The 21,197-nt window shown below is 71.0% G+C and carries 16 protein-coding genes; 3 read left to right on the top strand and 13 right to left on the bottom strand.

The window, feature by feature from the left end:
* Positions 1-10 precede the first annotated feature (10 nt).
* The gene (locus tag OEB96_RS44875; RefSeq protein WP_266223154.1) at positions 11-1,105 is read left to right on the top strand and encodes a hypothetical protein; all 1,095 of its coding nucleotides are present in this window, start codon (positions 11-13) and stop codon (positions 1,103-1,105) included.
* 7 nt (positions 1,106-1,112) lie between these two features.
* Here OEB96_RS44875 and OEB96_RS44870 read toward each other — a convergent pair whose 3' ends face one another.
* From OEB96_RS44870 to OEB96_RS44840, 7 genes are all read right to left on the bottom strand, one after another.
* Positions 1,113-3,008: a TlpA family protein disulfide reductase gene (locus OEB96_RS44870; protein WP_266223153.1), complete on the bottom strand. Its 1,896-nt coding sequence runs from the start codon at positions 3,006-3,008 to the stop codon at positions 1,113-1,115.
* Positions 3,009-3,139: 131 nt separating this feature from the next.
* On the bottom strand, positions 3,140-4,240 hold the full coding sequence (locus OEB96_RS44865) for a hypothetical protein (protein WP_266223152.1): 1,101 nt from the start codon (positions 4,238-4,240) through the stop codon (positions 3,140-3,142).
* A gap of 98 nt (positions 4,241-4,338) precedes the next feature.
* Positions 4,339-5,808 carry a 1-acyl-sn-glycerol-3-phosphate acyltransferase gene (locus tag OEB96_RS44860; protein ID WP_266223151.1) on the bottom strand — a complete coding sequence of 490 codons (1,470 nt, stop codon included), beginning with the start codon at positions 5,806-5,808 and terminating at the stop codon, positions 4,339-4,341.
* Positions 5,809-5,830: 22 nt separating this feature from the next.
* A complete protein-coding gene (locus OEB96_RS44855; RefSeq protein WP_266223150.1) occupies positions 5,831-6,967 on the bottom strand; it encodes an RtcB family protein in 1,137 nt (378 codons plus the stop codon).
* Positions 6,964-7,452, bottom strand: a complete 489-nt coding sequence (locus tag OEB96_RS44850) for a ribosome-binding factor A (RefSeq protein ID WP_266223149.1) — start codon at positions 7,450-7,452, stop codon at positions 6,964-6,966. Before OEB96_RS44850 ends, OEB96_RS44855 begins: the two co-directional genes overlap by 4 nt.
* A gap of 339 nt (positions 7,453-7,791) precedes the next feature.
* Entirely contained in the window at positions 7,792-8,493 is a 702-nt protein-coding gene (locus OEB96_RS44845) for a class I SAM-dependent methyltransferase (protein WP_266223148.1), read from the bottom strand.
* Positions 8,494-8,556: 63 nt separating this feature from the next.
* Positions 8,557-9,552 (bottom strand): NAD-dependent epimerase/dehydratase family protein, encoded by a 996-nt coding sequence (locus OEB96_RS44840; protein WP_266223147.1) that lies wholly within the window; start codon positions 9,550-9,552, stop codon positions 8,557-8,559.
* Positions 9,553-9,610: 58 nt separating this feature from the next.
* On the opposite strand from OEB96_RS44840, the gene OEB96_RS44835 reads away from it, so the two are divergent.
* Both OEB96_RS44835 and OEB96_RS44830 read left to right on the top strand, forming a co-directional pair.
* On the top strand, positions 9,611-10,477 hold the full coding sequence (locus tag OEB96_RS44835; protein WP_266223146.1) for a class I SAM-dependent methyltransferase: 867 nt from the start codon (positions 9,611-9,613) through the stop codon (positions 10,475-10,477).
* Between the two features lie 154 nt (positions 10,478-10,631).
* A complete protein-coding gene (locus tag OEB96_RS44830; RefSeq protein ID WP_266223145.1) occupies positions 10,632-11,768 on the top strand; it encodes an MXAN_6577-like cysteine-rich protein in 1,137 nt (378 codons plus the stop codon).
* Between the two features lie 28 nt (positions 11,769-11,796).
* Here the strand turns inward: OEB96_RS44830 and OEB96_RS44825 are convergent, their stop codons facing one another.
* The 6 genes from OEB96_RS44825 to OEB96_RS44800 all read right to left on the bottom strand — a co-directional run bounded on the left by OEB96_RS44825 (position 11,797) and on the right by OEB96_RS44800 (position 21,182).
* Positions 11,797-13,731 (bottom strand): serine/threonine-protein kinase, encoded by a 1,935-nt coding sequence (locus OEB96_RS44825; RefSeq protein ID WP_266223144.1) that lies wholly within the window; start codon positions 13,729-13,731, stop codon positions 11,797-11,799.
* Complete coding sequence (locus OEB96_RS44820) at positions 13,728-15,623, bottom strand: serine/threonine-protein kinase (protein ID WP_266223143.1); 1,896 nt, start codon at positions 15,621-15,623, stop codon at positions 13,728-13,730. The genes OEB96_RS44825 and OEB96_RS44820 overlap by 4 nt, the downstream gene beginning before the upstream one ends.
* A 138-nt stretch (positions 15,624-15,761) precedes the next feature.
* Positions 15,762-16,145 carry an SDR family oxidoreductase gene (locus tag OEB96_RS44815; protein ID WP_266223142.1) on the bottom strand — a complete coding sequence of 128 codons (384 nt, stop codon included), beginning with the start codon at positions 16,143-16,145 and terminating at the stop codon, positions 15,762-15,764.
* Between the two features lie 33 nt (positions 16,146-16,178).
* Positions 16,179-17,828, bottom strand: coding sequence for a VWA domain-containing protein (locus tag OEB96_RS44810; RefSeq protein ID WP_266223141.1), 1,650 nt, complete (start codon positions 17,826-17,828; stop codon positions 16,179-16,181).
* Positions 17,829-17,858: 30 nt separating this feature from the next.
* Positions 17,859-19,478 carry a vWA domain-containing protein gene (locus tag OEB96_RS44805; protein WP_266223140.1) on the bottom strand — a complete coding sequence of 540 codons (1,620 nt, stop codon included), beginning with the start codon at positions 19,476-19,478 and terminating at the stop codon, positions 17,859-17,861.
* Between the two features lie 153 nt (positions 19,479-19,631).
* Positions 19,632-21,182, bottom strand: a complete 1,551-nt coding sequence (locus OEB96_RS44800) for a VWA domain-containing protein (protein ID WP_266223139.1) — start codon at positions 21,180-21,182, stop codon at positions 19,632-19,634.
* Between the last annotated feature and the right edge of the window lie 15 nt (positions 21,183-21,197).

Below are 21,197 nucleotides of genomic sequence, written 5' to 3'. Positions count from 1 at the left end.
GATCGAGGTCGTGGGGTCCCGCTCTGCACGCATGCGCTGGCCGGCCTTGGCCGGCCTCCTGCTGGCCTCGGCCTGTCACGTCCGCGCTCCCGTGACGGCGGGCCCGTCTGGGGGCGATGCGTCCGAGGCCCTCCCGCCGTCCGCGTTCCCGCCCGAGCCGACCGCGGCCCCCAACCGCTCGCCCCGCAACGCCCGCGTGCTCGAGTCCATCCTCGCCGAGCCTGGCTCGCCGCCCACGGTCCACGTGGTGATCGACGACCCGCGCTTCCCCCCCGGCACGGGCCCCCGCCTCGGCATCGACGAGGGCCACCACGACTTCCACACCCTCGACGGCATGTTCGCCCCGTTCGCCGACGCTGCGCGAGCCGATGGCTTTCGCGTGATCGCCCACGAGGCCCCGTTCTCCGCCGAGTCGCTCGCCGCGCTCGACATCCTGGTGATCGCCAATGCGCTGCACGAGCGCAACGATCATCGCATCGGCGGCGAGTGGACGCTGCCCACGCCCTCGGCCTTCACCGACGACGAGATCGCGGCCCTCGACGCATGGATCGTGGCTGGCGGGCGGCTGTGGCTCATCGCCGATCACATGCCGTTCCCCGGGGCTGCGCAGGCCCTCGCCACGCGGCTGGGCTTTGGCATGAGCAATGGCTTCGCGTTCGCGGCCACCGAGCAGGGCGAAGTGATCCCGAACTCGATCCAGCACACCCGCGACGAGGGGACGATCGTCTCCGGCCACCCGATCACCGAAGGGCGAGGTCCGAGCGAGCGCGCGGACTCGGTGCGCTCGTTCACCGGACAGGCGTTCGAGGTTCCCGACGATGCGGTGGTCGTCTTGCGCATGCCGAGCCCGGCCGTCTCGCTCGTGCCCGCCACTGCGTGGCAGTTCGACGAGCACACGCCCCGGCACGACGTGAGCGGCTGGCCGGTGATGGCCGCGCGCGAGCACGGCCGCGGGCGCATCGTCGTGTCGGGCGAGGCGGCCATGCTCTCGGCCCGCTACGTCGAGGACCAACGTGGTGAGTGGCAACCCGTGGGCTTCCAGGCCGCCGAGGCCCACGACAACCTGGTGCTCGTGCTCAACACCCTGCGCTGGCTGGCGGGCTGAGCATCCGCTACTTCGCTCGAGCAGGCGAGCCGTGTCGCTCGGCCAGCGTTCGCTCGAGCACGGGCAGCAGATTCTCGCCCCGCAGGGCGTTGCCGTACTCCACGATCGTGCCCTTCTCGTCGACGAGGATCGTGGTGGGAACGCCAAAGAAGCCGAAGCGCTCCATGGCCGCCTTCTCGCCCGAGTGCCCCACGAAGCCGTGGGTCCAGGGCATCGACCAGTGCTCGGTGCGGAACGCTTCCACGTCGGACGGGTTGGCGTCGAGCGAGACGAACACGAACTCGACCTTCGGGTGCTCGACGGGTCGCAGCGCTCGCAGGCCTGCATCCTCGTCCGCTTCGGCCCTGGCCTCGGTCTTCTTCTTGCCCTCGTGCTTGCGTGTGCCTCGGCCGGCGATCTTCCCCGGTCGGGCTCCGTTGATGGCGGCGTAGGCCCCATGCAGGTTGGGCATCTCCGCCACGCAGGGGCCGCACCAGGTTGCCCAGAACTCCACGAGGTACAGCCGGCCGGACCGAGCGGTGCTGGTGACGTGGGGATCGGTCGGGCGCAGGCCGGCGAAGTCGAAGGCGGGAAACGGCCTGCCGCGCTGGAGCACCCGGTTGGGGTCGAATTCCTTCTCGATGAAGAGCTGCTGGAACGTACCCGCGAAGCGCTCGTTCATCGCGAGCGCATGGAGTTCCTTCACGCGCGCCTGGTCCTTGCGCTCGTCGGCCGCGTAAAGGAGCACGCTCAGGGCCTCGATCGCCGCGCTGGGCTCGGAGTGCTCCCGCGCCCGCCGCTCGAGCCACGCGTCGCTCTTGGCCAGGAACGCCTCGTCGGCCTCGCGCCGGGCCACGTACATCATGTTGTCGAAGTTGAGGATGAGCTGCGGGTGCGGGTCGGTGGGCGGCACGTGGTCGAGCACCCATGCGACCTCCTCGCGCAAGGAGGCTCCGTCCTCCGGCCGGCGCAGCAGCGGGCCGAAGCACGACAGGTGGGCTGCGCGGAGCAGGGCCTGGATGGAGGAGTCGGTGGTCGCATCGATCTCCGTGCGAGCCTTGGCCGCGAGGGCCTCGGTCTCCGCGCGCAGCTCGTCGGTCATCTGTGCGAGCTTGCCGTCGGTGCGAGGCATGCGATTGCGGATGCCCTCGATCGACTCGAAGCAGCGGTCCTGGAACGAGAGCACGGCGGCGGTGGCCGTGCTCTCTCCCGTCCACCGTAGCTCCGGGCTCACCCCGGCGGGAGGCAGTGCGCTCAGGTCGAGCTCGAGCGCTTCCTTGCTCGACACGTCGACGATCGACCAGTAGTCGCCACCGCCGTCGTTCTCGTAGTCGTCGGCCAGCGGCCCGTTGTACGTGCGCCCGCTCGGTGACGCGAGCTGGTAGCGCAGCCGCTTTGCGCCCTCGGGCTTGCTCGTGAGCTCCAGGCGATGGATGCCGTCGGCCACGCGAGCGGCTGCGGTTGGTCCGGGTCCGACGACCTTGCCCTCGCCATCGAGGTACTCGCTGCGGATCTTCAGCGACTCGCCCGGGTCGGTGCGCGCGTAGGTCCCCAGGCGCCCCTCGACGCGCAGGTCGTGGGTCACCACGGTGCGGCGCATGATCATGCGATGGTCCACGGCGGCGACCGAGATCGAGTAGACCCCGGTCGGGATCGACACGCGAAAGACCCCGTCATCGCCGAGCACCACGGAGGCGAGGGGCTCGCGCGCGCCGTCTCGGCGCACGGTCAGCTCGGCGCGGCGCAGCGGCGTGCCGTCGTGCGCGAGCAGCTTGCCTGCGACCTCGATCCGGCCGTCGTCGAGCGCCACGCCCTCGCCTGGCTCGTGGACCTTGGCGGGTGGCTCGGTCGGCTCGTTGGTCGCGCTCGCGCAGCCGGCCAGCAACAGCGCGATCATCAAGCGGTGGGACCCTCGGGGGCTCATGGGGCAACTCTATCGGACCACGTCGGGGTGGCGGAGAGGCGGCGGAACTCGATGACCTGCTGGGCCTCGAGGCTCTCTTCGTCGGCCTCGCGGGCGGATGCAACGGGCCCGTCGGTGACGGCGTCCCCGGGTCAGCCGATGAACTTCGCGACCGTGGCCCCCACGCAGAACTCCAGGGTCGACATATCACCTCCATAGGCGTAGGAGTCCAGCGCCAGGGTGAAGCAGCGTCGTGATCCGCGGCGGATCGGCTTGCGCTGAATCCACAGCGCGCGCACCGAGGTTCCGGCGGTCGCGCCGTTGGGCCAGCTCAGCGCGGCGTTGGCGGGGATCTCGTAGAGGTTCTCGAACTCCCGCTGGGGGCCGCCCTTGCCGATGAGTCCGCCCAGGTCGACGGCGAAGTCGTCGTGGTGCGAGCGCTCGTCGACCCACGAGCCCCCGCTTCGTTCGGGCCGCGCGGTGTGGAACCCGGCGATCTGCAAGCACTCCGCGCCGTACAGCACGTGGCTTGGATCATGCTCGGCGTACGCGAACACGGGGGTGTTGGCCAAGTAGTCGTACACCTTGCTGCCGGCTCGCACGGTGCCCGGCTCGAGCGAGACGTCGTGCATTCTCGAGTCGCGAGCGGGAGTGTAGATCTTGCCGAGCGCCAGGTCGGTGTCGGCCGGCACGACGGCACTCACGCCGCCATGGTTGCGGACGACGGTGGCGGAGGACAGCCGCAGGCCATCGCTCGAGGACTGAACCGCCGCGCCGGGCGCGATGCTGAGGCCGGTCCCGTCGCCGAAGTCGACGACCTTCGTCTTGGTGACCACGTCCTGGAGCTCGTCCTTGCGCACGAACACGCGGAGCGCAAGGGGATAGGCCGGCGGCCAGCAGTAGGCCGTGTCGGCGTCGGGCCGCCAGTCGAGCGCGACCTCGACGAAGCCATCGGCCTGGCCGATCACCTGGACTGCGCCGTGTCGCCTCGCGGCAGCGACGGGCTCGCGGGCCTTCGGCGAGGCCCATAGCCGCGTGCCCATCGAGAGGAGCGCGAACTCGCCAGCGGTCGACGGCACCAGCTCGTGCTGCCACGCAAAGGGCTCGGGAGCGGGCTCGCGTTCAGGTTCGGGCTCGGGCTCCGACTCGGCCGATTCATCGGGCGGTGGCTCGGGCGATGGCGGCGGCTTGGCGTGGCAGCTCGACAGCGCAAGGGCGAGCCCGAGCCGGTGGCGTCGAAGACAGCGGCGCACCGTGGGAGTCTAGCCCGGCGAAGGCACAGGTCGCGGCAGTCCACTCCCGCCGGCTGTGGGCGTGCATGCGACCGGTCCCACAGGTCGGGCAGCGGCCCTCACGTCATCGACTGCTCGCTCTCGCTCGATTCCACCAGCGCCACCAGCTCGTCGAAGATCTTGCTTCGCTCTCGCCGGAGCCGCGCCACGCTTCGCACCGCGCCGCTTCGGGTCAGCCGCACCCGCACCGCTCGTGCGGTCTCCCTGGCCATGGCGAGGTAGCGCAGCGCGGCGGCTCCGCCCACCGCGCCGAGGGAGGCCATGGTCATCCCCGCCAGCCACGGCGCATCGGGAATCCGCGGAAACCCCAGGTGGAGCTGGTGATGACCGATCCCCGCGAGCACCCCGGCCGCGATCCAGGTCAGCGGGAACGCGAGCATCCCGGCCACCAGCTTCACCGTGGCCTCGTCCTTCTTCTTGCGCGCGGCCAGCTTGGCAATCGCAATGAGCAACAGCGCCGTGGGCAGGTTGATGAGGTACCCCAGCGCCACCAGCGGGGGCAGCAGCAGGAACACCCCCAGCATCTGCATCGCGAGCAGCAGTGCGATCCACTTCGAGCCCAGCGAGGGCGGGGCGTCGAGGTCGTAGTCCTCGAGCCGCATCGCGCGTAGATCGGTGTCGTACTGCCGCACGCGCTGCATGAGCGCGTTCACCCGCGCGGGATCGTGCTGCATCGCCTGCTGGTACCCCGTGCGGATCTCCGAGAACCCGAGCACCCGCTCGCCGATCGTGGTGCGCTCGGGCTCGATGCCGGCGCGGTGCGCCCGCTCGGCCCGCACCAGGCGGCGCGCCCGGTGCATCAGATCGTGCTGCGCCCACGAGTCGGTGGCGTGCACGACCTCGCGCAAGGCCTGCTCCATGTGCGTGGTGAGCTGGTGGCACAGCTCGCGCCCCGCGTCGGAGTCCACGTCACCCTCGGGCGTCACGTCGAGCTGCGGTGGCAGGGAGAGCGGCGGATGGAACGTGACCAGCGCGCTGCTGCGGAACATCTGCTTGTCGTCGTAGTGCAGGCCCACCAGCAGGATCGCGGGCGGCGGCCCCTCGCCCGCGAGCTGCCGCGCGCGGTAGTAGAGCCGCGCCGCGCCGCTGCGCAGCGCCTGCAGACCCGGCTCGTCGTGGGAGATCCCCTCGGGGAACAGCGCCGACAGCGAGCCCTCGGCCACGCGCTCCGCGAGTGCTTCGAGGCTCTTGCGGTTGGCGGCACGGCGAGACTCCTGCGATGCGTCGCCACCCATGTCGCCATCCATGTCGCTGGCCCGGTAGATCGGCACCGTGCCCACCTCGCGCAGCAGCGACCCGAGCAGCGGATACGAGAACAGCCCGTGCCGCGCCCCGAACACCACGGGGCGCGGACACTGGGTGAGGACCAGGCCCGGATCGACCAGGCCATTGGGGTGCCACGAGACCACCAGGCCCCCGCCCTCGCGCGGGATGTTGCGCAGGCCCGCGACCTCGATCCGTCGAAAGAACAGGTTGACCGCGGCGCGCAGCAGCAGCTGGATCCACGGGTAGGCGCGGGACCGGGTCACGTTGGGGTCGAGCGTAGCAAGCCTATCCGCCCTTGAACGCGAGCCGCGGTCGGAGCCGCCGGACCACCCGGGTCAGGGCCCGCTGCGCCCTCATCACGGCCCCGATGTCCTTGTAGGCCCCCGGTGCCTCCTCGCGCAGGCGCTCGGCCATGCGGTGGTCGAACCACACGCCCTGCATCTGCTCGTGCAGCCGCATGGTGGTGATCCGCTTGCGCGCCTCCGACCGCGCCATCGCCCGCCCGGCCCCGTGCGAGCTCGAGCACAGCGCGGCCGCGCAGCCACGACCTCTCACGTGGAAGCTCGCCGCGCCCATCGAGCCCGGGATGATCCCCAGCTCACCCTCGCGGGCCGAGATCGCACCCTTGCGGTGTACCCACAGCGGCTCGCCCTCGTAGGTCTCCTGACGCACGAAGTTGTGGTGGCACTCGATGAAGCTGCGCTCGTCGGCCTCCACGCCCAGCGCGTCATGGATCACCATGCGCGCCACCTCGACCATGCGGGCGCGGCTGCGGGCCGCATACTCGAGCGCCCACTGCAGGTCGTGCAGGTAGGCGCACCCCGGTGGCGAGTCGGCCGGGATCCCGCACAGCCCCGCGCGATCGCGAGTGCCCTGCTGCTCGTGGGCCTCGCGAATCGCCTGCCCCATGCCGCGCGAGCCGCTGTGCACCATCAGCCACAGGCGGTCGTCCTCGTCGGCCTGCAGCTCGAGGAAGTGGTTGCCGCGCCCCAGGGTGCCGAATTGCAGAGCCGCTTCGCGGGTCTTGATCGCCTCGAGCCCGGGCTGGCTCAGCGGCCGCTCGGCGAGCGCCTCGGGCAGCCGGGGGCCCGTGCTTCGCTTGTGTCGCATCACCGGGATCGCCCGGTAGAGGCCCTCGAGCACCCGCGCGGCGGCGGAGGCCGAGTCGAGCGCGCTGGCCTGGGCGTCGAAGGCCAGCGCCGCCATGCCGCAGCCGATGTCCCCGCCCACGGCGGCGGGGACGAGCGTGGAGCGGGTGGCCAGGGCCACGCCGACGCACACCTCGGCGCTGAGGTGTACGTCGGGCATCACGGCCACCCGCGCCACGTCGGGGCCTCGGCGCAGGCGCTCGAGTGCGTCGGCGACCTCGGCCGGTGGTGGCTCGGCGAGCCATTGCTGGAGGGGAGCCGAGGCCACGGTCATGGCTCGTCCTCCTCTTCGGGACCAAATGGCCCTTCGGGCTCGAACGGCGCGTCGAGCTCGCGGGGCATCACGTCCTGTGTCACCACCACGAATTGCAGGTAGGGCGTGCGCTTGCGGTGGATCGCCGCCGCCACCTCGCTGCGCAGCCAGCCACGGGCTGCGTCGAGGCGAGCGAGGGTGGGGGCCACCGCGGCGGGATCGGAGGTCACCACCTCCACGACGAGTGCCCGACCGCCGGGCTCCTGCTCGACCGATTGCACCCACAGTCCCTGCAGGAGCGGATCGTCGAGCTCGCAGAGCGCGAGATCGAGGCGGCGCTGCACCTGCCGGCACAGCTGGCGCGACTTGTTGTTGGCGGAGCCCCGCGGGCCCCGAGAGCGGCCGTGTGGGGCCGCGGAGAAGAACACGGACGACAGCGACGGCGCGTGCTCGGACGGCCGCCCACGACGGTGGCCACGGCCCCGTCGATCGGATTTGGATGTCATGTTTGGGTTGCTCTCACGTGGGCCGAGCCCCCCAGGCTCTTGGTTGGTTGGGGGAGGCGCGGCCCGTCATCGGGTCGACGGACGAAGGGTGAGAGCCTGGCCTTCGCGAGCCAGCACGCGGACGGACCCCCGAGGAGGTACGTGGCGGAGCTACGAGCGCGCGGAGACGAGGCTCGACTGCGATCCGCGGGTGACAAGGGGCTGCATGGTCGTCCTCCTCTCCGCGTCGCCGTGCCGGACCATCCGGCCACCTGGCGACCCGTCGAGCAGCCTAGGGGGCGACCGCTGGGTTGTCAAAGCGAAAAGTGCACCGGGCTACTTCTCGGGCTACTTCTCGAGCTACTTCTCGGCCATGAAGATGAGGTCGCGCGGCAGGTTCGCCCGGTACTGCAGCTCGGGGTTGGCTTCGAGCAAGCTGCGGCTCACCTGCGGCTCGAGGATCCGCGACACGTAGAACCCGGCCCGGGTGATGGCCTCGTAGTAGTCCGAGACCGTCCAGTGGTAGTTGGTGTACTGCACGGTCTTGCCGTCGAGCTGGCGGCCTCGCGCCTCGAAGGCGGCTCCGCGGCTGAAGTAGTGGAACCCCGAGGGAAGCACCATCGCGTCGTCGAGCAGCGCGTCGAACGGATGAAGCTCGCTCACGAGCATTCGGCCATCGTCGGCGAGCACGCGATGGGCCTCGAAGAACAGCCGCGCGATGAGCTCCAGGCGGGGGATCGACAGCAGCACGTAGTCGAGGAACACGAGCTCGAATTCGCCGTCTTCGAGGCCGCCGAGCTGGCCGATCCGGCGCTCGAGGTAGCGGATCCCCAGGGGACGACGTGCCTCCTCGGCGCGCGCGAGCTCGAGCTGTTGGTTCCCCTCGTCCACGCCCGTCACCCGGGCGCCGCGCCGGGCGAGCTCGCGGCACCAGTAGCCGCTGCCGCTGCCACAGCCGAGTACGAGCAGGCTCTTGCCGCTCAGGGGATCGAGCAGGCCGAGCACCAGCGGCTTGCGAAACAGCTCCTTGCCGAGCTGCGGAGTGGCAGGGTCCTGGGCCATGGGCGAAGCGAGAGGAGCCGAGCCGACGCTACGCGGGCGGCACCCTGGCGTCAACGGATGCCGCTACAGCATCCCGGCCTCGCGAAACCATGTCAGGCCGTCGGCCACCGTGTCCTCGAACGGCCGAAACCGTAGGCCCAGCTCCTCGCGCGCGCGGCGGTTGTCGTAGAAGCACTCGCGCATGCCGTACTCGAGCATCACGGTGGCGAGGTCGGGGCGCCGTCCTCGGGCCACGGCGGCGCGCTGCAGCACCGCGGCTGCGCCTCTGGCCACCGGCTTGGGCAGCGGGATCGCGATCGGGCGTCGGCCGGCCGCCCGTGCCACGATGCGGATGAGCATCGCATTGTCGATGTTGTGCCCGCTGACCACGTAGCGCCGGCCGGGCCGGCCGCGCTCGGCGGCGCTGACATGGCCGAGCGCAGCATCGCGGACGTCGACGTAGGCGATGCCGCCAGCGGTGTAGCCGGGAGCCTTGCCCTGGGCGAGCGCGATGAGCAGCTGGCCCGAGGGCGTGGGGGTGCGATCGCCGGGGCCCATCACGTAGCCGGGGCACACGATGCGCACGTCGAGGCCCCACGCGGCGAAGTCCTCGGCCAGGCGCATGCTGTGGTACTTGCTGCGGCTGTAGGGAAAGTCGAGGTCCCACGCCTCGTAGGGCGTGTCCTCGTCGGCCAGCACACCGGGGGCCGGGCGACCCAGCGCAACGACGCTGGCGGTGTACACCACGCGTGCCCCGACCTCGCGCGCGGCGCAGAGCACGTTGAACGTGCCGCGCATGTTCACGTCGTACATCAGGGTGGGATCGGGCGCCCACGACTCGTAGACGGCGGCGGCGTGGAACACCGTGTCGATGCCCTCGACTGCGCGGCGAGCCAGTGCGGGATCGCGGACGTCACCCTCGATCATCTCCAGCTCGGATCCCTTCGCCAGCGGCCGGAGATGGTCACAGGGCTCGCCGGGCCGGCCCCAGCCGCGGACCCGAACCCCACGTTGCACGAGGGCCTGCACGATGTGGGCTCCCAGAAAGCCCGGTGCTCCGGTGACCAGCGCGTGCTGCATGATTCGCGGGGTTGTACCACTCCGGGCACCCGAGCGAGCGCCGTGCTACACCGCGCCCATGCTCGGCCGGCTCCGACCCGTCCTCGTGCGCGTGGTGCCAACGGTCTGCCTGGTGGTCGGTTCCGTGGGCTGCCGGTCCGTGCCCGACCCCGCGCCCTCGCGGTCGCCCGATCCGCGGCCGATCATCGATGCCGCGGGTGAGCCCTTCGTGGCCGAGCCGGCGAAGGACGAGCCCACGGCGACGGCCGAGGCCGAGGCCGAGGCCGAGTCCAAGACCGAGGCCGGCGCCGCCGAGCCCGGACCGCCGCATGACGTGGGCGGCGAGATCAACGAGCGCTACGCCGAGCAGCAGAACCCCAGGCGCTGGGCCCTGCAATTCGAGCGAGAGGGGCGCGAGGTCTTCGATCATCGCGACCAGATCCTCGACCTCCTGGCGCTGCGCGAGGGCATGACGGTGGCCGACGTGGGGGCGGGGACCGGCCTGTTCACGCTGGCGCTCGCCGAGCGCGTGGGATCCAGGGGACGGGTCCATGCGGTCGACGTGCAGGCCTACTTCCTCGATCACATCGGTCAGAAGGCGCGCAAGGCCGGCCTTCGCAACATCGAGCTGGTTCGCGCCACGCAGGACTCGGTGGGGTTGCCCGAGGCCTCGGTCGACCTCGTGCTCATGTGCGACGCCTACCACCACGTGGAGCGACCCGCCGCCTACCTGGCCTCGCTGCTCGCCGCGATCCGCCCCGGAGGGCGCTTGTTCGTGGTGGACTACATCGCGATCGAGGGCAAGAGCGAGGCGTGGCTGCTCGACCACATCAGGGCGACGCCCGCGGAGTTCCGGGCCGAGATCGAGGGCGCGGGCTTTGCCTTCGTGCGGGCGCACGAAGGGCTGCTCGAGCAGAATTTCGTCTACGAGTTCGAGCGGCCCTGAGCGGGACGCCCGTCGCCGGGGCTCGGCCTCGTGCTGGCGCTCTGCGGTCGTGTCGTGGCCGACATGGTGGTATTTTTCGTGCGCAGGAAGGGCAAGACCAACCATGGCGCGGATCGAAATGCGTGTATGGCTCGAACGAGCCGCTCTGGGGGCTGTGTTGCTGTCGACGGCGTGCGGCGGGGGGACCAGCCAAGACGGCACGGCCACCGAGGCCACCGCGACCGAGGCCACCGGCGCGAGCGGGGCGACCGACGTGGCCACGGTGGCCGATGGCACGGCGAGCGATGGCTGCCCCACCACCTACCTGCTGTGCGATGACGAGTGCGTCGACGTCAACGCCGATGCCAACAACTGCGGGGCCTGCGGAGTGGCCTGCGGAGCCGACGAGGCCTGCGGGGCGGGCATGTGCGTGAGCGACTGTCCGTTCGGCGCCGCCAAGTGCGACGACGAGTGCGTGAGTCTCGACTCGGACGCCGACCACTGCGGTGGCTGTGGCAATGCCTGCCCGGCCGGGCAGGTGTGCGCCGGGGGAGGCTGCACCGACTCGTGCCCCGCGGGCTCGGTGCAGTGCAGCAGCGATTGCATCGACCCGACGACCGACCCCCTCAACTGCGGTGGCTGCACCGAGGAATGCGCCGCGCTGCAGACCTGCATCTCGGGGCTGTGCACGTGCCCCGAGGGCCTGGTGGGGTGCAACAGCTCGTGCGTGGACCTGTCGACCAACCCCGAGCACTGCGGTGATTGCTTCAACGAGTGCGCCACGGGGAGCTGCACGCTGGGCAATTGCCAGTGCGAGGGCAGCGAGGCCTCGTGCAACAACGAGTGCGTCGACCTCGACAACGACGCCGATCACTGTGGCATGTGCGGCAACGACTGCGCCTTCTACGACGACATCTGCAGCGGAGGCAGCTGCGTGTGCAAGCCGGGGCTCACCCTGTGCGACGACGAGTGCGTCGATACCAACATCGATCCCCAGCACTGCGGCATGTGTGGCAACGACTGCATGGGCGATCCGTGCGGCGGGGGCACGTGTCAGACCGACTGCAACGCGTTCCCCAACCAGTGCGGGGACAGCTGCGTGGACACCGAGACCGACCCGAGCCACTGCGGGGACTGCGACGAGGAGTGCGCCGGCCACCGCGTGTGCATCGACGGCAACTGCGAGGACTGGGAGATCGCACCCGAGTGCGACAGCTGTCCCTGCAACGCCTGCAACGGGGACCTCGATCTGTGCTGCGAGTGGGATCTGCTGGGGGCGGTGATCTGCACCGAGGCCGGCAGCTGCCCCTGACCCGACCCGGTGTGCACCGAACGCCGGCTCACCCTTCGCCCAGTGCGGCCATGGCCATGGCCAGCGAGCGCTGGTGCTCGAGGCCCTCGTCGTGCACGGCCAGCCCCAGCTCGACCGTGCGCGTGAGCAGCGAGCGGGCCTCGAGCAGGCGATGGAAGACCTCGGCGCGCCGGTCCTCCAGCGCGCGCAGGCGATCGAGCCCTTGCAGGATCGGCGCCCGCTGCTCCGGTCCCTCGCGGCGCGCGGTGCTGGCGGCCAGGGCCCGAACCATGGCGCCCTCGTCGAGCTCCGCGAGCTCGCGTCCGATCTCGTGCAGCTGCCCGACCAGCCGCTCGACCGCGCCCACCAGGGGCTGGAGCGGAGCCACGAGCATGTCGAGCTCGCGATGATCCCGAACGTGGGCGGCCCGGTGATCGACCAGGCGCTGCACCAGCAGCGCGAGCTCGCCCACCACCTCGCGCACGTCGCCGGGCATGCCCTCGTGGAGCAGCGCGGCCAGGCGCGCCACCAGGGGATCGGAGGCCGGCAGCGCGGCCGGCAGCGCACGCAGGCGAAAGCGGGGGATCGTGCGCTGCACCCACTGGCGGACGTTGTTGTAGCGGTTCAGCGCCAGCAGGAGGAACGGCAGACCCACGCCCAGGGTGACCCCGAACGCGGTGCCCCAGCCCAGCGTCGCAAAGGACACGGCGGTCACGGTCATCACGCCGGCGATCCCTCCGGGGAGCATGCTCGCCGAGCGCACGGCGGGCGGGCCGACCACCTTGGTGTCGAGGCCCTTGTCGCGCATCACCTCGTGCAGGGCGACGGCGGTCTGCTCGCTGAGGCCGCCGAACAGCCGCGCCGGCAGGCGGATCCTCCGGCGCCGCTCCTCCTCGGCGTAGAGGAGGGTCGGTCCCACCAGGAACTCGGGGGCCTGGGTCTGTCCCTCGGCGATGTCGCGCACGAAGCCCTGCAGCCACTCGAGCTTGCGCGCGTCCTCGTCGATGGTGCACAGATCCACGCCATACTCGGGCTCGCCGGGCATGGCGGGCACGAAGCGCACGGACACGCGACCGCACGACAGGCACAGGCGCTGGCCCACGCGCAGCCGGGTTCCGCAGTGCTGACACACGGTGGTCGCATGCTCCATCAGCGACGTGGGGGCACCGCCCCGCAGCACCCAGCTCACGTCGCTCGCGGTCGCGGGACGACGCGAGGGGTCGTCGTCGAGGCAGGCGCGCACCAGCAGCTCCAGCGCGGGCGGCACGTCACGGCGCAGCGAGACCAGCGGAGGCAGACCGTGGCCGGGCTCGCGCATGAACGCCGGGCCGTCCCCGAACGGGAGCTCGCCGGTCAGCGCTTGCCACATCATCACGCCCAGGCTGTAGAGATCGGAGCGCTGGTCGACGGCGGTGGCGTGGATCTGCTCGGGCGCGGCGTAGGCCGAGCCCTGCATCAGCAAGCTCGAGGCCGTGTGGCTCGAGAGCACGTCGACTCGCGACAGGCCCACGTCGACCAGGATCACGCGGCCATCGGGGGTGCGGACGATCTGCGAGGGCCGCAGGTCGCGGAGCACCGCCCCGGTGGCGTGCACCGATTGCAGCGCATCGGCCAGGCCCACGAACACGGCGCTCAGCTCCTCGATCGTGGCCGGGGCTCGCCGCAGCCAGCTCTCGAGGGTCTCGCCGGCCGGGTCCAGCCGCACGCGCCAGGGCGCGAGTGCGGCGGGATCGCGAGGGTCGGGCTCGGGCCCGAGCGCCAGGGTGGGGGCCAGGGCGTGCGCGGCCAGCCCCTGCATGCGCTCGGCGTCGCGGACCCAGCGGCGGCGGATCGACTCGTCACGTGCGAGATCGGCGGCCAGCTGCCCCACCACGGCCCGGCGCCCGTCGGAGAGCTCGATGTGCCAGCGCTGCTCGGTACCCACGTCGCAGGGACCCTCGAGCAGGCGGTGGGGCCACGGCAGCCACGGTAGAGCATCACTCATCCGCGCTGGACCTCCTCGAGGGCTTCCACCGTGGCGCGCAGCGCCTGCAGCTCGTCGGGCATCCTCGCGTCGGCCATGGTGGCCTGGGCGGCGGCGCGACGGGCCGCGAGTGCATCGAGGGTGGCGGTCAGATCGAGCAGCCGCGCCGACCACAGATCGCGCTCGTGCATGATCGCCCGCGCCCAGGGCTCGGCGGGGTCGAAGCCGGGGTGGCTCATGTCGCGGTCGAGCTGATCCATGCGCATGGTCGCGCCCGCAGCCAGGTGCAGCGCGTGTTCCATCTCGGCTTCGATCTCGGGCTGCATCTGTCCCGGGGTGTCACGGCTGAGCGCGATCACCCGGTGCACCACCGCGCGCAGGGCCTCGCGATGGCGCCGCTCGCCGATGTGCCCCACCACCTCGTGCAGCCTCTCGAGCCGTGCCTGGACCCGGGGGGGCAGCCGGCGATCGCTGGGGCGGCCGATGGTGACCACCGGGCGCGACACCTGCATCAGCGTTCTGCCGTAGACCACGGGGAGGGCCACCGCCAGGGCCGGCAAGGTCACCACGGCGACCGGGGCCACGACCATCATGGGGGCCAGCGCAAACGCGCACAGGATCGTCATGGTGCGCCCGGCCAGCTTGTTGGTGTTGCGGTAGATGCCGGCGTGAGACCTTCGCCCGCCTCGCTCGCGCACCGCCGCGATGCCGATCCGCTGGAGCGAGGCTCGCATGGTCTCGGCGCTGCGCTCGCTGACGCCGCAGACCAGCGTGAACGGAAGGCGGGGGATCCGTCGCTCGAGCTCGGTCGGGTCGAGGCCCACCGCCGCGTTGGCCCGCAGCCATCGCAGCAGGCGATCGCGACGGCCGCTGTCGAGCTTGTGCGAGACCTCCCCGGGGCCGGTCACGAACACCGACCAGTCGCCGCGCTCGACCACCACCTGCACCAGTCCGCAGCGAAAGCACACGCGGGTCTCCTGCAGCACCGCGGCGCCGCATCCGGCACAGCAACCATCGGCGGCCGCGTCGAGATCGACGGGCGCGAGCGCGGCGCTCCCGGCCTGGAAGGGCACCATCGTGCTCCCGGGCAGCATCATCGAGATCGCGTCGACCACCGCGCTCGCCGATTGCGGGCGATCGCCCGGTGCCTTGGCCAGCAGGCGCGTCACCAGCCGTCGCAGGCCGGGCGAGTAGCCCTCGGGCAGCTCGGGGATCGGGGCATTGCGATGCTGCTCGAGCACCGCGAACGGGGTGGCGCCGCAGAACGGCGGGGCGCCGGTCGCCATCTCCACGATGATGCAGCCGAGCGCGTAGAGATCGGTGCGCGGGTCGACCGCCAGCGGCTCGAGGCACTCGGGCGCCATGTACTGGGGGGTGCCCAGCACGGTCAGGGCGCCCTTGTCGGCGCTGGCGAACGAGGATGCGCGCGCCATGCCGAAGTCGGCGATCTTGGGCACGAGCGCTCCGCCGGCGCCGGTGGCCAGCAGGATGTTGGCCGGCTTGAGATCGCGGTGGATCACCCCGGCCGCGTGCGCATAGGACAGCCCGCGAGCGATCCCCAGCGCCAGCGGCAGCAGCTCGGCCTCGGGCCGCACGCCGCGTCGCGCGAGGTGGTCGGCGAGGTTGGGGCCCTCGACCAGCTCCATCAGCAGGGCCGGGCGGCCGCCGATTTCCTGGGTGCCGAACACCCGCACCAGGTTCTCGTGCACGAGACGGCTGGCGAGCTCGGCCTCGCGATGGAAGCGACGGGTGGCCGCCTCGTCGCGGCGGTGTCGGTCGTGGAGGATCTTGCCGGCGTAGGCGGCACCGTCGCTGCGATCGATCACCCGCGCGACCACGGCGATGGCCCCGCTGCCGATCTCTCCCGCGAGCTCGAATCGAGGAGAGACGGCATCTGGGACCAGGGTCGACACGGCAGAGTCGAGGCCGACGATGGTAGCGCGGCGGTCCGGCCCGGGCCACACGCGCCGACGGGGTGGGGGCTTGCCGGGTGCTCGTGGCCTCGGATGTGGCCTCGCGGTGCCTCTCGTGGGTGGGCCCGGCCGGGCTGGTCAGCGCGGCGCCATTCGGATCGCGCCGTCGAGGCGAATGTCCTCGCCGTTGAAGTAGCCGTTGCGGCACAGCTCGAGCGCCAGCGAGGCGTACTCTCGAGGCCGACCGAGCCGCGACGGATGCGGGACCTGGGCGCCGAGGGCCTCCCGGACCTTCTCCGGCAGGCCCTGCAGCAGCGGCGTGTCGAAGATGCCGGGGAGGATCGTGTTGACCCGGATCCCCTCGCGCGACAGATCGCGGGCGATCGGCAAGGTCATCCCGACCACGCCGGCCTTCGACGCCGAGTAGGCGGCTTGGCCGACCTGCCCGTCCTCGGCCGCGACCGAGGCCGTGTTGACGATCGAGCCCAGGTCGCCGCACTCGAGCCTGGCGAGCGTCATCATGCCTGCCGCCGGAGCGCCGAGCTGGAGCCGTCCTCAGCGCAGGTCGGGGCACTCGGTGGCGGTGCACTCGGACATCACGCAGGACGCACGGATCTGGGTGCCGCTGGGTACGTAGACGCCCGGGCGGCGCAGGAGCTGGAATTGGAGGTTGTTGCCCTGGTCGATGCAGTACTCGGACCGTTCGTCGCCCGTCAGGGTCGTGTAGCAGACGTCCTGCCCGACCGGTAGCGTGCCGTCGTCGCTGCAGCGGACGATCGACTGGTCCTCGTAGTTGGCGAAGGCGTCGAGGTCGGGCACGTCTTGCACCAGCTCGCACGAGGGGTCGAGCTGGTCGGGGGTCGAGGGGTCGATGTCGGCCACACAGCCCGGCATGCAGGCGGGCCTGGGTTGGTGCGCGAGGGATTCCGCAATGGGATCGAGCACCCGGGTGTAGTCGGCGTCGCAGATCGAGAACGTGGTGCGGCCGTCGCCGACCTGCAGCACGTCGACGAGCTCGCGCAGGCGCACCGGGGGCACGGCCTTCCCGCTCGAGTTCTGGCATCCGGGGCCAATACCGAACTCCTCCCCGAACACGGGGTCGACCGACGTCTCGGCGTAGGTCACCGAGCCGTCGCCGTTGGCTCCCCCCAGCAGTGTCACGACAACGCCGCGATTGGGAAAGATGGCCTGCTTGCTCGCCCCGAGCGCCTCGAGCAGCTCGACGTAGCCGGACACGGGGCGCAGCACCGCGTGCTCGTCCGCGTCGGCCGGATCGACGGGAGCACCAGCGGCGTCGAGGTCGACCGCGTGGCACTGCAGGGGATCACCCTCGTCGCAGGCCACCCCGGCGTTCCAGCACACGGCCGAGGTGGGCCCGGGCGCGTCCGGGTCGGACCAGAACACGCGGTCGCCGTCGGGCGAGAGCACCGAGGCCCACGACGAGCCGAACGAGCAATCGACCTCGTCGGTGATGAAGACCACCAGCAGCACGGCGTGCTCGCGAATGAAGCCGAAGTTGGGATCGCCCTCCTCGTAGGTGCGCAGCACCGCACGTCGCATGGCCTCGAGCGGTGATTCGAACCGACAGCCCGCAATCCCCTGGGGCCCGATGCACTGCAAGGCCTGCTGCGGCGTGAGCCCCTCGGGCAGGTTGGTGCGGGCTCCGATGCGCTCGATCCAGGGGCGCGGCCGCGGCACGTCGTCGTACTGGGTGGTGGTGGGCAGCGTCTGCCACGAAGCCCATGACTCGGGGCAGATCGCCTCGCAAGCCTCCCCCCGCACGTCGGCCACGGGCCCCTCGGAGCCGTCGGAGACGAACGCCTCGGGGCGGCTGCGGCACGAGGTCAGCCGCAGCTCTCCCACGTCGAGCGCAGCGGGGTTGCAGCCCGCGCTGCTGGTCGTGGTCACCGCGATGCGATAGCTGCCCGCGACCTCGGGACGCTCGAGCACGTCGATGAGCGAGCCGAAGCTGGCGGCCAGCGTGGCCTGCTCCTCGAGCATCGAGCCGGAGTCGTCGATCACCAGCAGCACGTCGACGTCGAGCCCGGTGACCAAGCCCACCGCCTCCGAGGCCGAGGGCTCGCCCACGCACAGCCCGTCGTCGACGCCTTCGATCGGGTGCTCGGCGTTGCATCCGGCCACGCCGAGCCACCCCACCCACGCACCGAGGAGCACACCACGACGCCACGAGCTTGGACCACGCATGGGAATGCCTCGCGTCATCCCATCGCGATGCTACGGCAGATCGGGGCACTCGATCGCCTTGTTCTGCGACAGCTGGCACGACGCGGTGATCCCGGTGCCAGGCGCCACGTAGACCCCCTCGCGACGCTCGAGCCGGAACTCGAGGTTGAAGCCGTGGGCTACGCACTCCTCGCTGCGCTCGTCCTCCATCAAGGCCACGTAGCACACGTCCTCGCCGTCGGGGATCGAGCCGTCGGCCTCGCACTCGATCACCTCGGTCTCCTCGAACGACCCATTGCCACGAGGAACCTCCTGCACCAGCACGCACTGGGGATCGAGCCCGTCGGCGGTGGGGTCGGTGTCGGCCACGCATCCGGGCACGCACGAGGGCTGCACCTGCTGCGCGATGGCCTTGGCGATGGCCCCCAGGGCGTCCGAGTAGTCGCTGTTGCAGATCGAGAACATGTTGGGGTCGTCGCCCACCGCGAACGCGTCGGCCAGCTCGCGCAGACGAACCGGCGGCACCGCGCGACCGGCCTCGCTCTGGCAGCCGGGTCCGATGCCGAAGTCGGCCTGGAACTGCGCGTCCGAGATCGAGTCCTGGTAGGTCACGCTGCCATCGCCGTTGACGCCGCCGATCAGCGCCACGAGCACCTCCTGCTCCGAGTTGATGCTCTTCTTCTCGTCCTCGAGCCTCTGCAGGATGTCCACGTAGCGATCGACCGGACGCAGCACCGCGAGCTCGTCGGCGTCCTCCTCGTCGACCTCGTTGCCGTCGACGTCGAGGTCGACCGGGCGGCAGTCGTCGCCGTCGCAGGCCACGCCCGCGTTCCAGCACACGGCCGACGTGGGCGAGGCCGCGTCCTGATCGGACCAGAACAGGCGGTTGCCCTCGGGCAAGAAGATCGACTCCTGCGCGGTGTTGTAGGAGCAGTCGGCCTCGTCGGTCACGTGCACCACCGAGAGGATCGCGCCGTCGCGGATGAAGCCGTAGTCGGGGTCGTCGTCGGTCTCGGAGCGCTTGATCGCCTTGTACATCGACTCGAGCGGGCTCTCGAACCCACACCCGCTGATGCCCTGGGGCCCGATGCACTGGAACGCCTGCACCGTGGACAGACCCTCGGGCAGGTTGGTGGCGCCTTCGATGTTCTCGATCCAGTTGCGGGATCGTGGCGCGTCGTCGGCCCCGATCGAGGTGGGGATGGTCTCGATGTCGGCCCACTCCTCCGGGCACACGTCGAGGCAGGCCTCCTGGGTCTTGTCGAGCTCGGTGGCCCCCTGGAACAGGAATTCCTGCGGGCGGCTGCGGCACGAGGACAGCTGCAGCGCCCCGGCCTCGGGCCCCGTGCCGCCGCACCAGGGGTTGCCGTTGTCGGTGGTGGTCACGCCGATGCGGTAGTTGGCCTCCACCTCGGGATCCTCGAGCACGTTGATGAAGGAGGCGAAGTTGGCGGCGAGCGTGGCCTGCTCCTCGCCCATCGAGCCCGAGTTGTCGATCACGAACAGGATGTCGACGTCCTTGTTGATGGCCAGCGGCAGGTTGGTGGGCTTGATGCCGATCGAGTCGTACTCGACGTCCTTGAGCGGATGGTCGAGGCAGGCCGCGAGCGAGGGGAGCACGAGGCTGGCACCAAGGAGCAAGGCAAGGCGGGACGAGATGGAAGCGGGCATTGGAAGACAATCCAAAGCAAGGATGGGGCCAACCGAATGCATCGTGATCTCGGGCGTGGGCTCCGTGCACCGCCAACCGGCTTGGCGCGACTCGGTTGCCGACGTCGACCCGATTGGCAATCGCTCCCGCCCACCGATGGCCGCGGGGGCCACTTAGAGCTCGGGGCAGTCCGTCTCTCTGTCGTCCGAGAGGTTGCACTCGCCCGTCATCGCGGTTCCCGGCGGCACGGCCACGCCCTCGCGGCGCACGAACTCCAGCTCGAGGTTGAAGCCGATCTCGGCGCAGAACTCGCTGCGCTCGTCCTCGACCAGCATCACGAAGCACACGTCTTCGCCTTCGGGGAGCGAGCGGTCGGCTTCGCACGGCAGCACCACCGTCTCCTCGAAGCTGCCGTCGGGCTGGGGCGCCTCCTGGACGAAGCGGCACGAGGGCTCGAGCGTGTCGGGGGTGTCGGGCTCGAAGTCGGCCACGCAGGCCGGGAAGCACGTGGGCCTGATCTGGGCGGCGATGTTCTGCGCGATGGTGGCCAGCGACGCCGACCAGCTCGGGCCGTCGTCGCAGACCGAGAACAGGTTGCGGGCGTTGCCCACGGCGAACGCCTCGGCCAGCTCGCGCATGCGCACGGGGGGCACGGCGCGCCCGTTGGCGCTCTCGCAGCCGGGCCCGATGCCGAAGTCCGACTGGAATGTGGGGTCGTCGACGGCGTCGGCGTAGGTCACGCTGCCGTCGGAGGCGAACCCTCCGATCACCGAGACCAGCACCTCCTGGTCGGGGGTGATCCGCTGCTTGTAGTTCTCGAGGTCTTGCAGCGCTTGCACGTAGCGGGACACCGGGCGCAGCGCGGCGAGCTCCTCGGCGTCATCGGCCGCGACCTCGTTGCCGTCGACATCCAGATCGATGGAGCGGCAATCGTCGTAGGTGCCGAGCCCCTCGCACAGCACCCCCGCGTTCCAGCACACCGCCGAGGTGGGGGCCTCCGCATCGGGGTCGCTCCAGAACACGCGGTTGCCCTCGGGCAGGAACATCGACTCCGCCGCATCGTTGTCGGAGCAGTCGATCTCATCGGTCACGATCACCACCGAGAGGATCGCGTCGTCGCGCACGAAGCCCTGGGCGGGATCGCCATCGGTCGCGGAGCGCCGCAGCGCCTTCCACATCGCCTCGAGCGGGCTCTCGAACCCGCAGCCCACGATCCCCTGCGGGGCCAGGCACTGGAACGCCTGCACGGTGGACAGCCCCTTGGGCAGATTGGTGGCTCCGTCGATGCGCTCCATCCAGGGGCGAGGCGCGGCCTGGTCGTCACCCCAGACGGTCGTGGGCAGGGTCTCGATCTCGGCCCACGCCTCGGGGCAGTGCTCGCTGCACGCGTCCCCCACCGGGTCGATGACCGGGTCCGGGAACACGAACTCCTCGGGCCGGCTGCGGCACGAGGACAGCTGTAGCTGGCCCGCCTCGGGGGTGGTGTCGCTGCACCACGGGTTGCCGTCGTCGGTGGTGGTGAAGGCAATGCGGTAGTTGGCGGCCACGTCGGGGCGCTCGAGCACCTCGAAGAACGCCCCGATGCCGGCCGCGAGCATCGCCTGCTCTTCCGTCATCGAGCCCGAGTTGTCGATCACGAACAGGACGTCCACGTCCTTGTTGATGAACAGCGCGGGGTAGTGGGGATCGTGCATGCCCGGAGGGAGCTCGACGGGCTCGAGCACGGGGTCCGAGCAGGC

It is taken from the genome of Paraliomyxa miuraensis, from assembly GCF_026337845.1.
GTDB lineage: Bacteria > Myxococcota_A > Polyangia > Nannocystales > Nannocystaceae > Paraliomyxa > Paraliomyxa miuraensis.
This window is presented reverse-complemented; position numbering and strand designations above follow the sequence as displayed.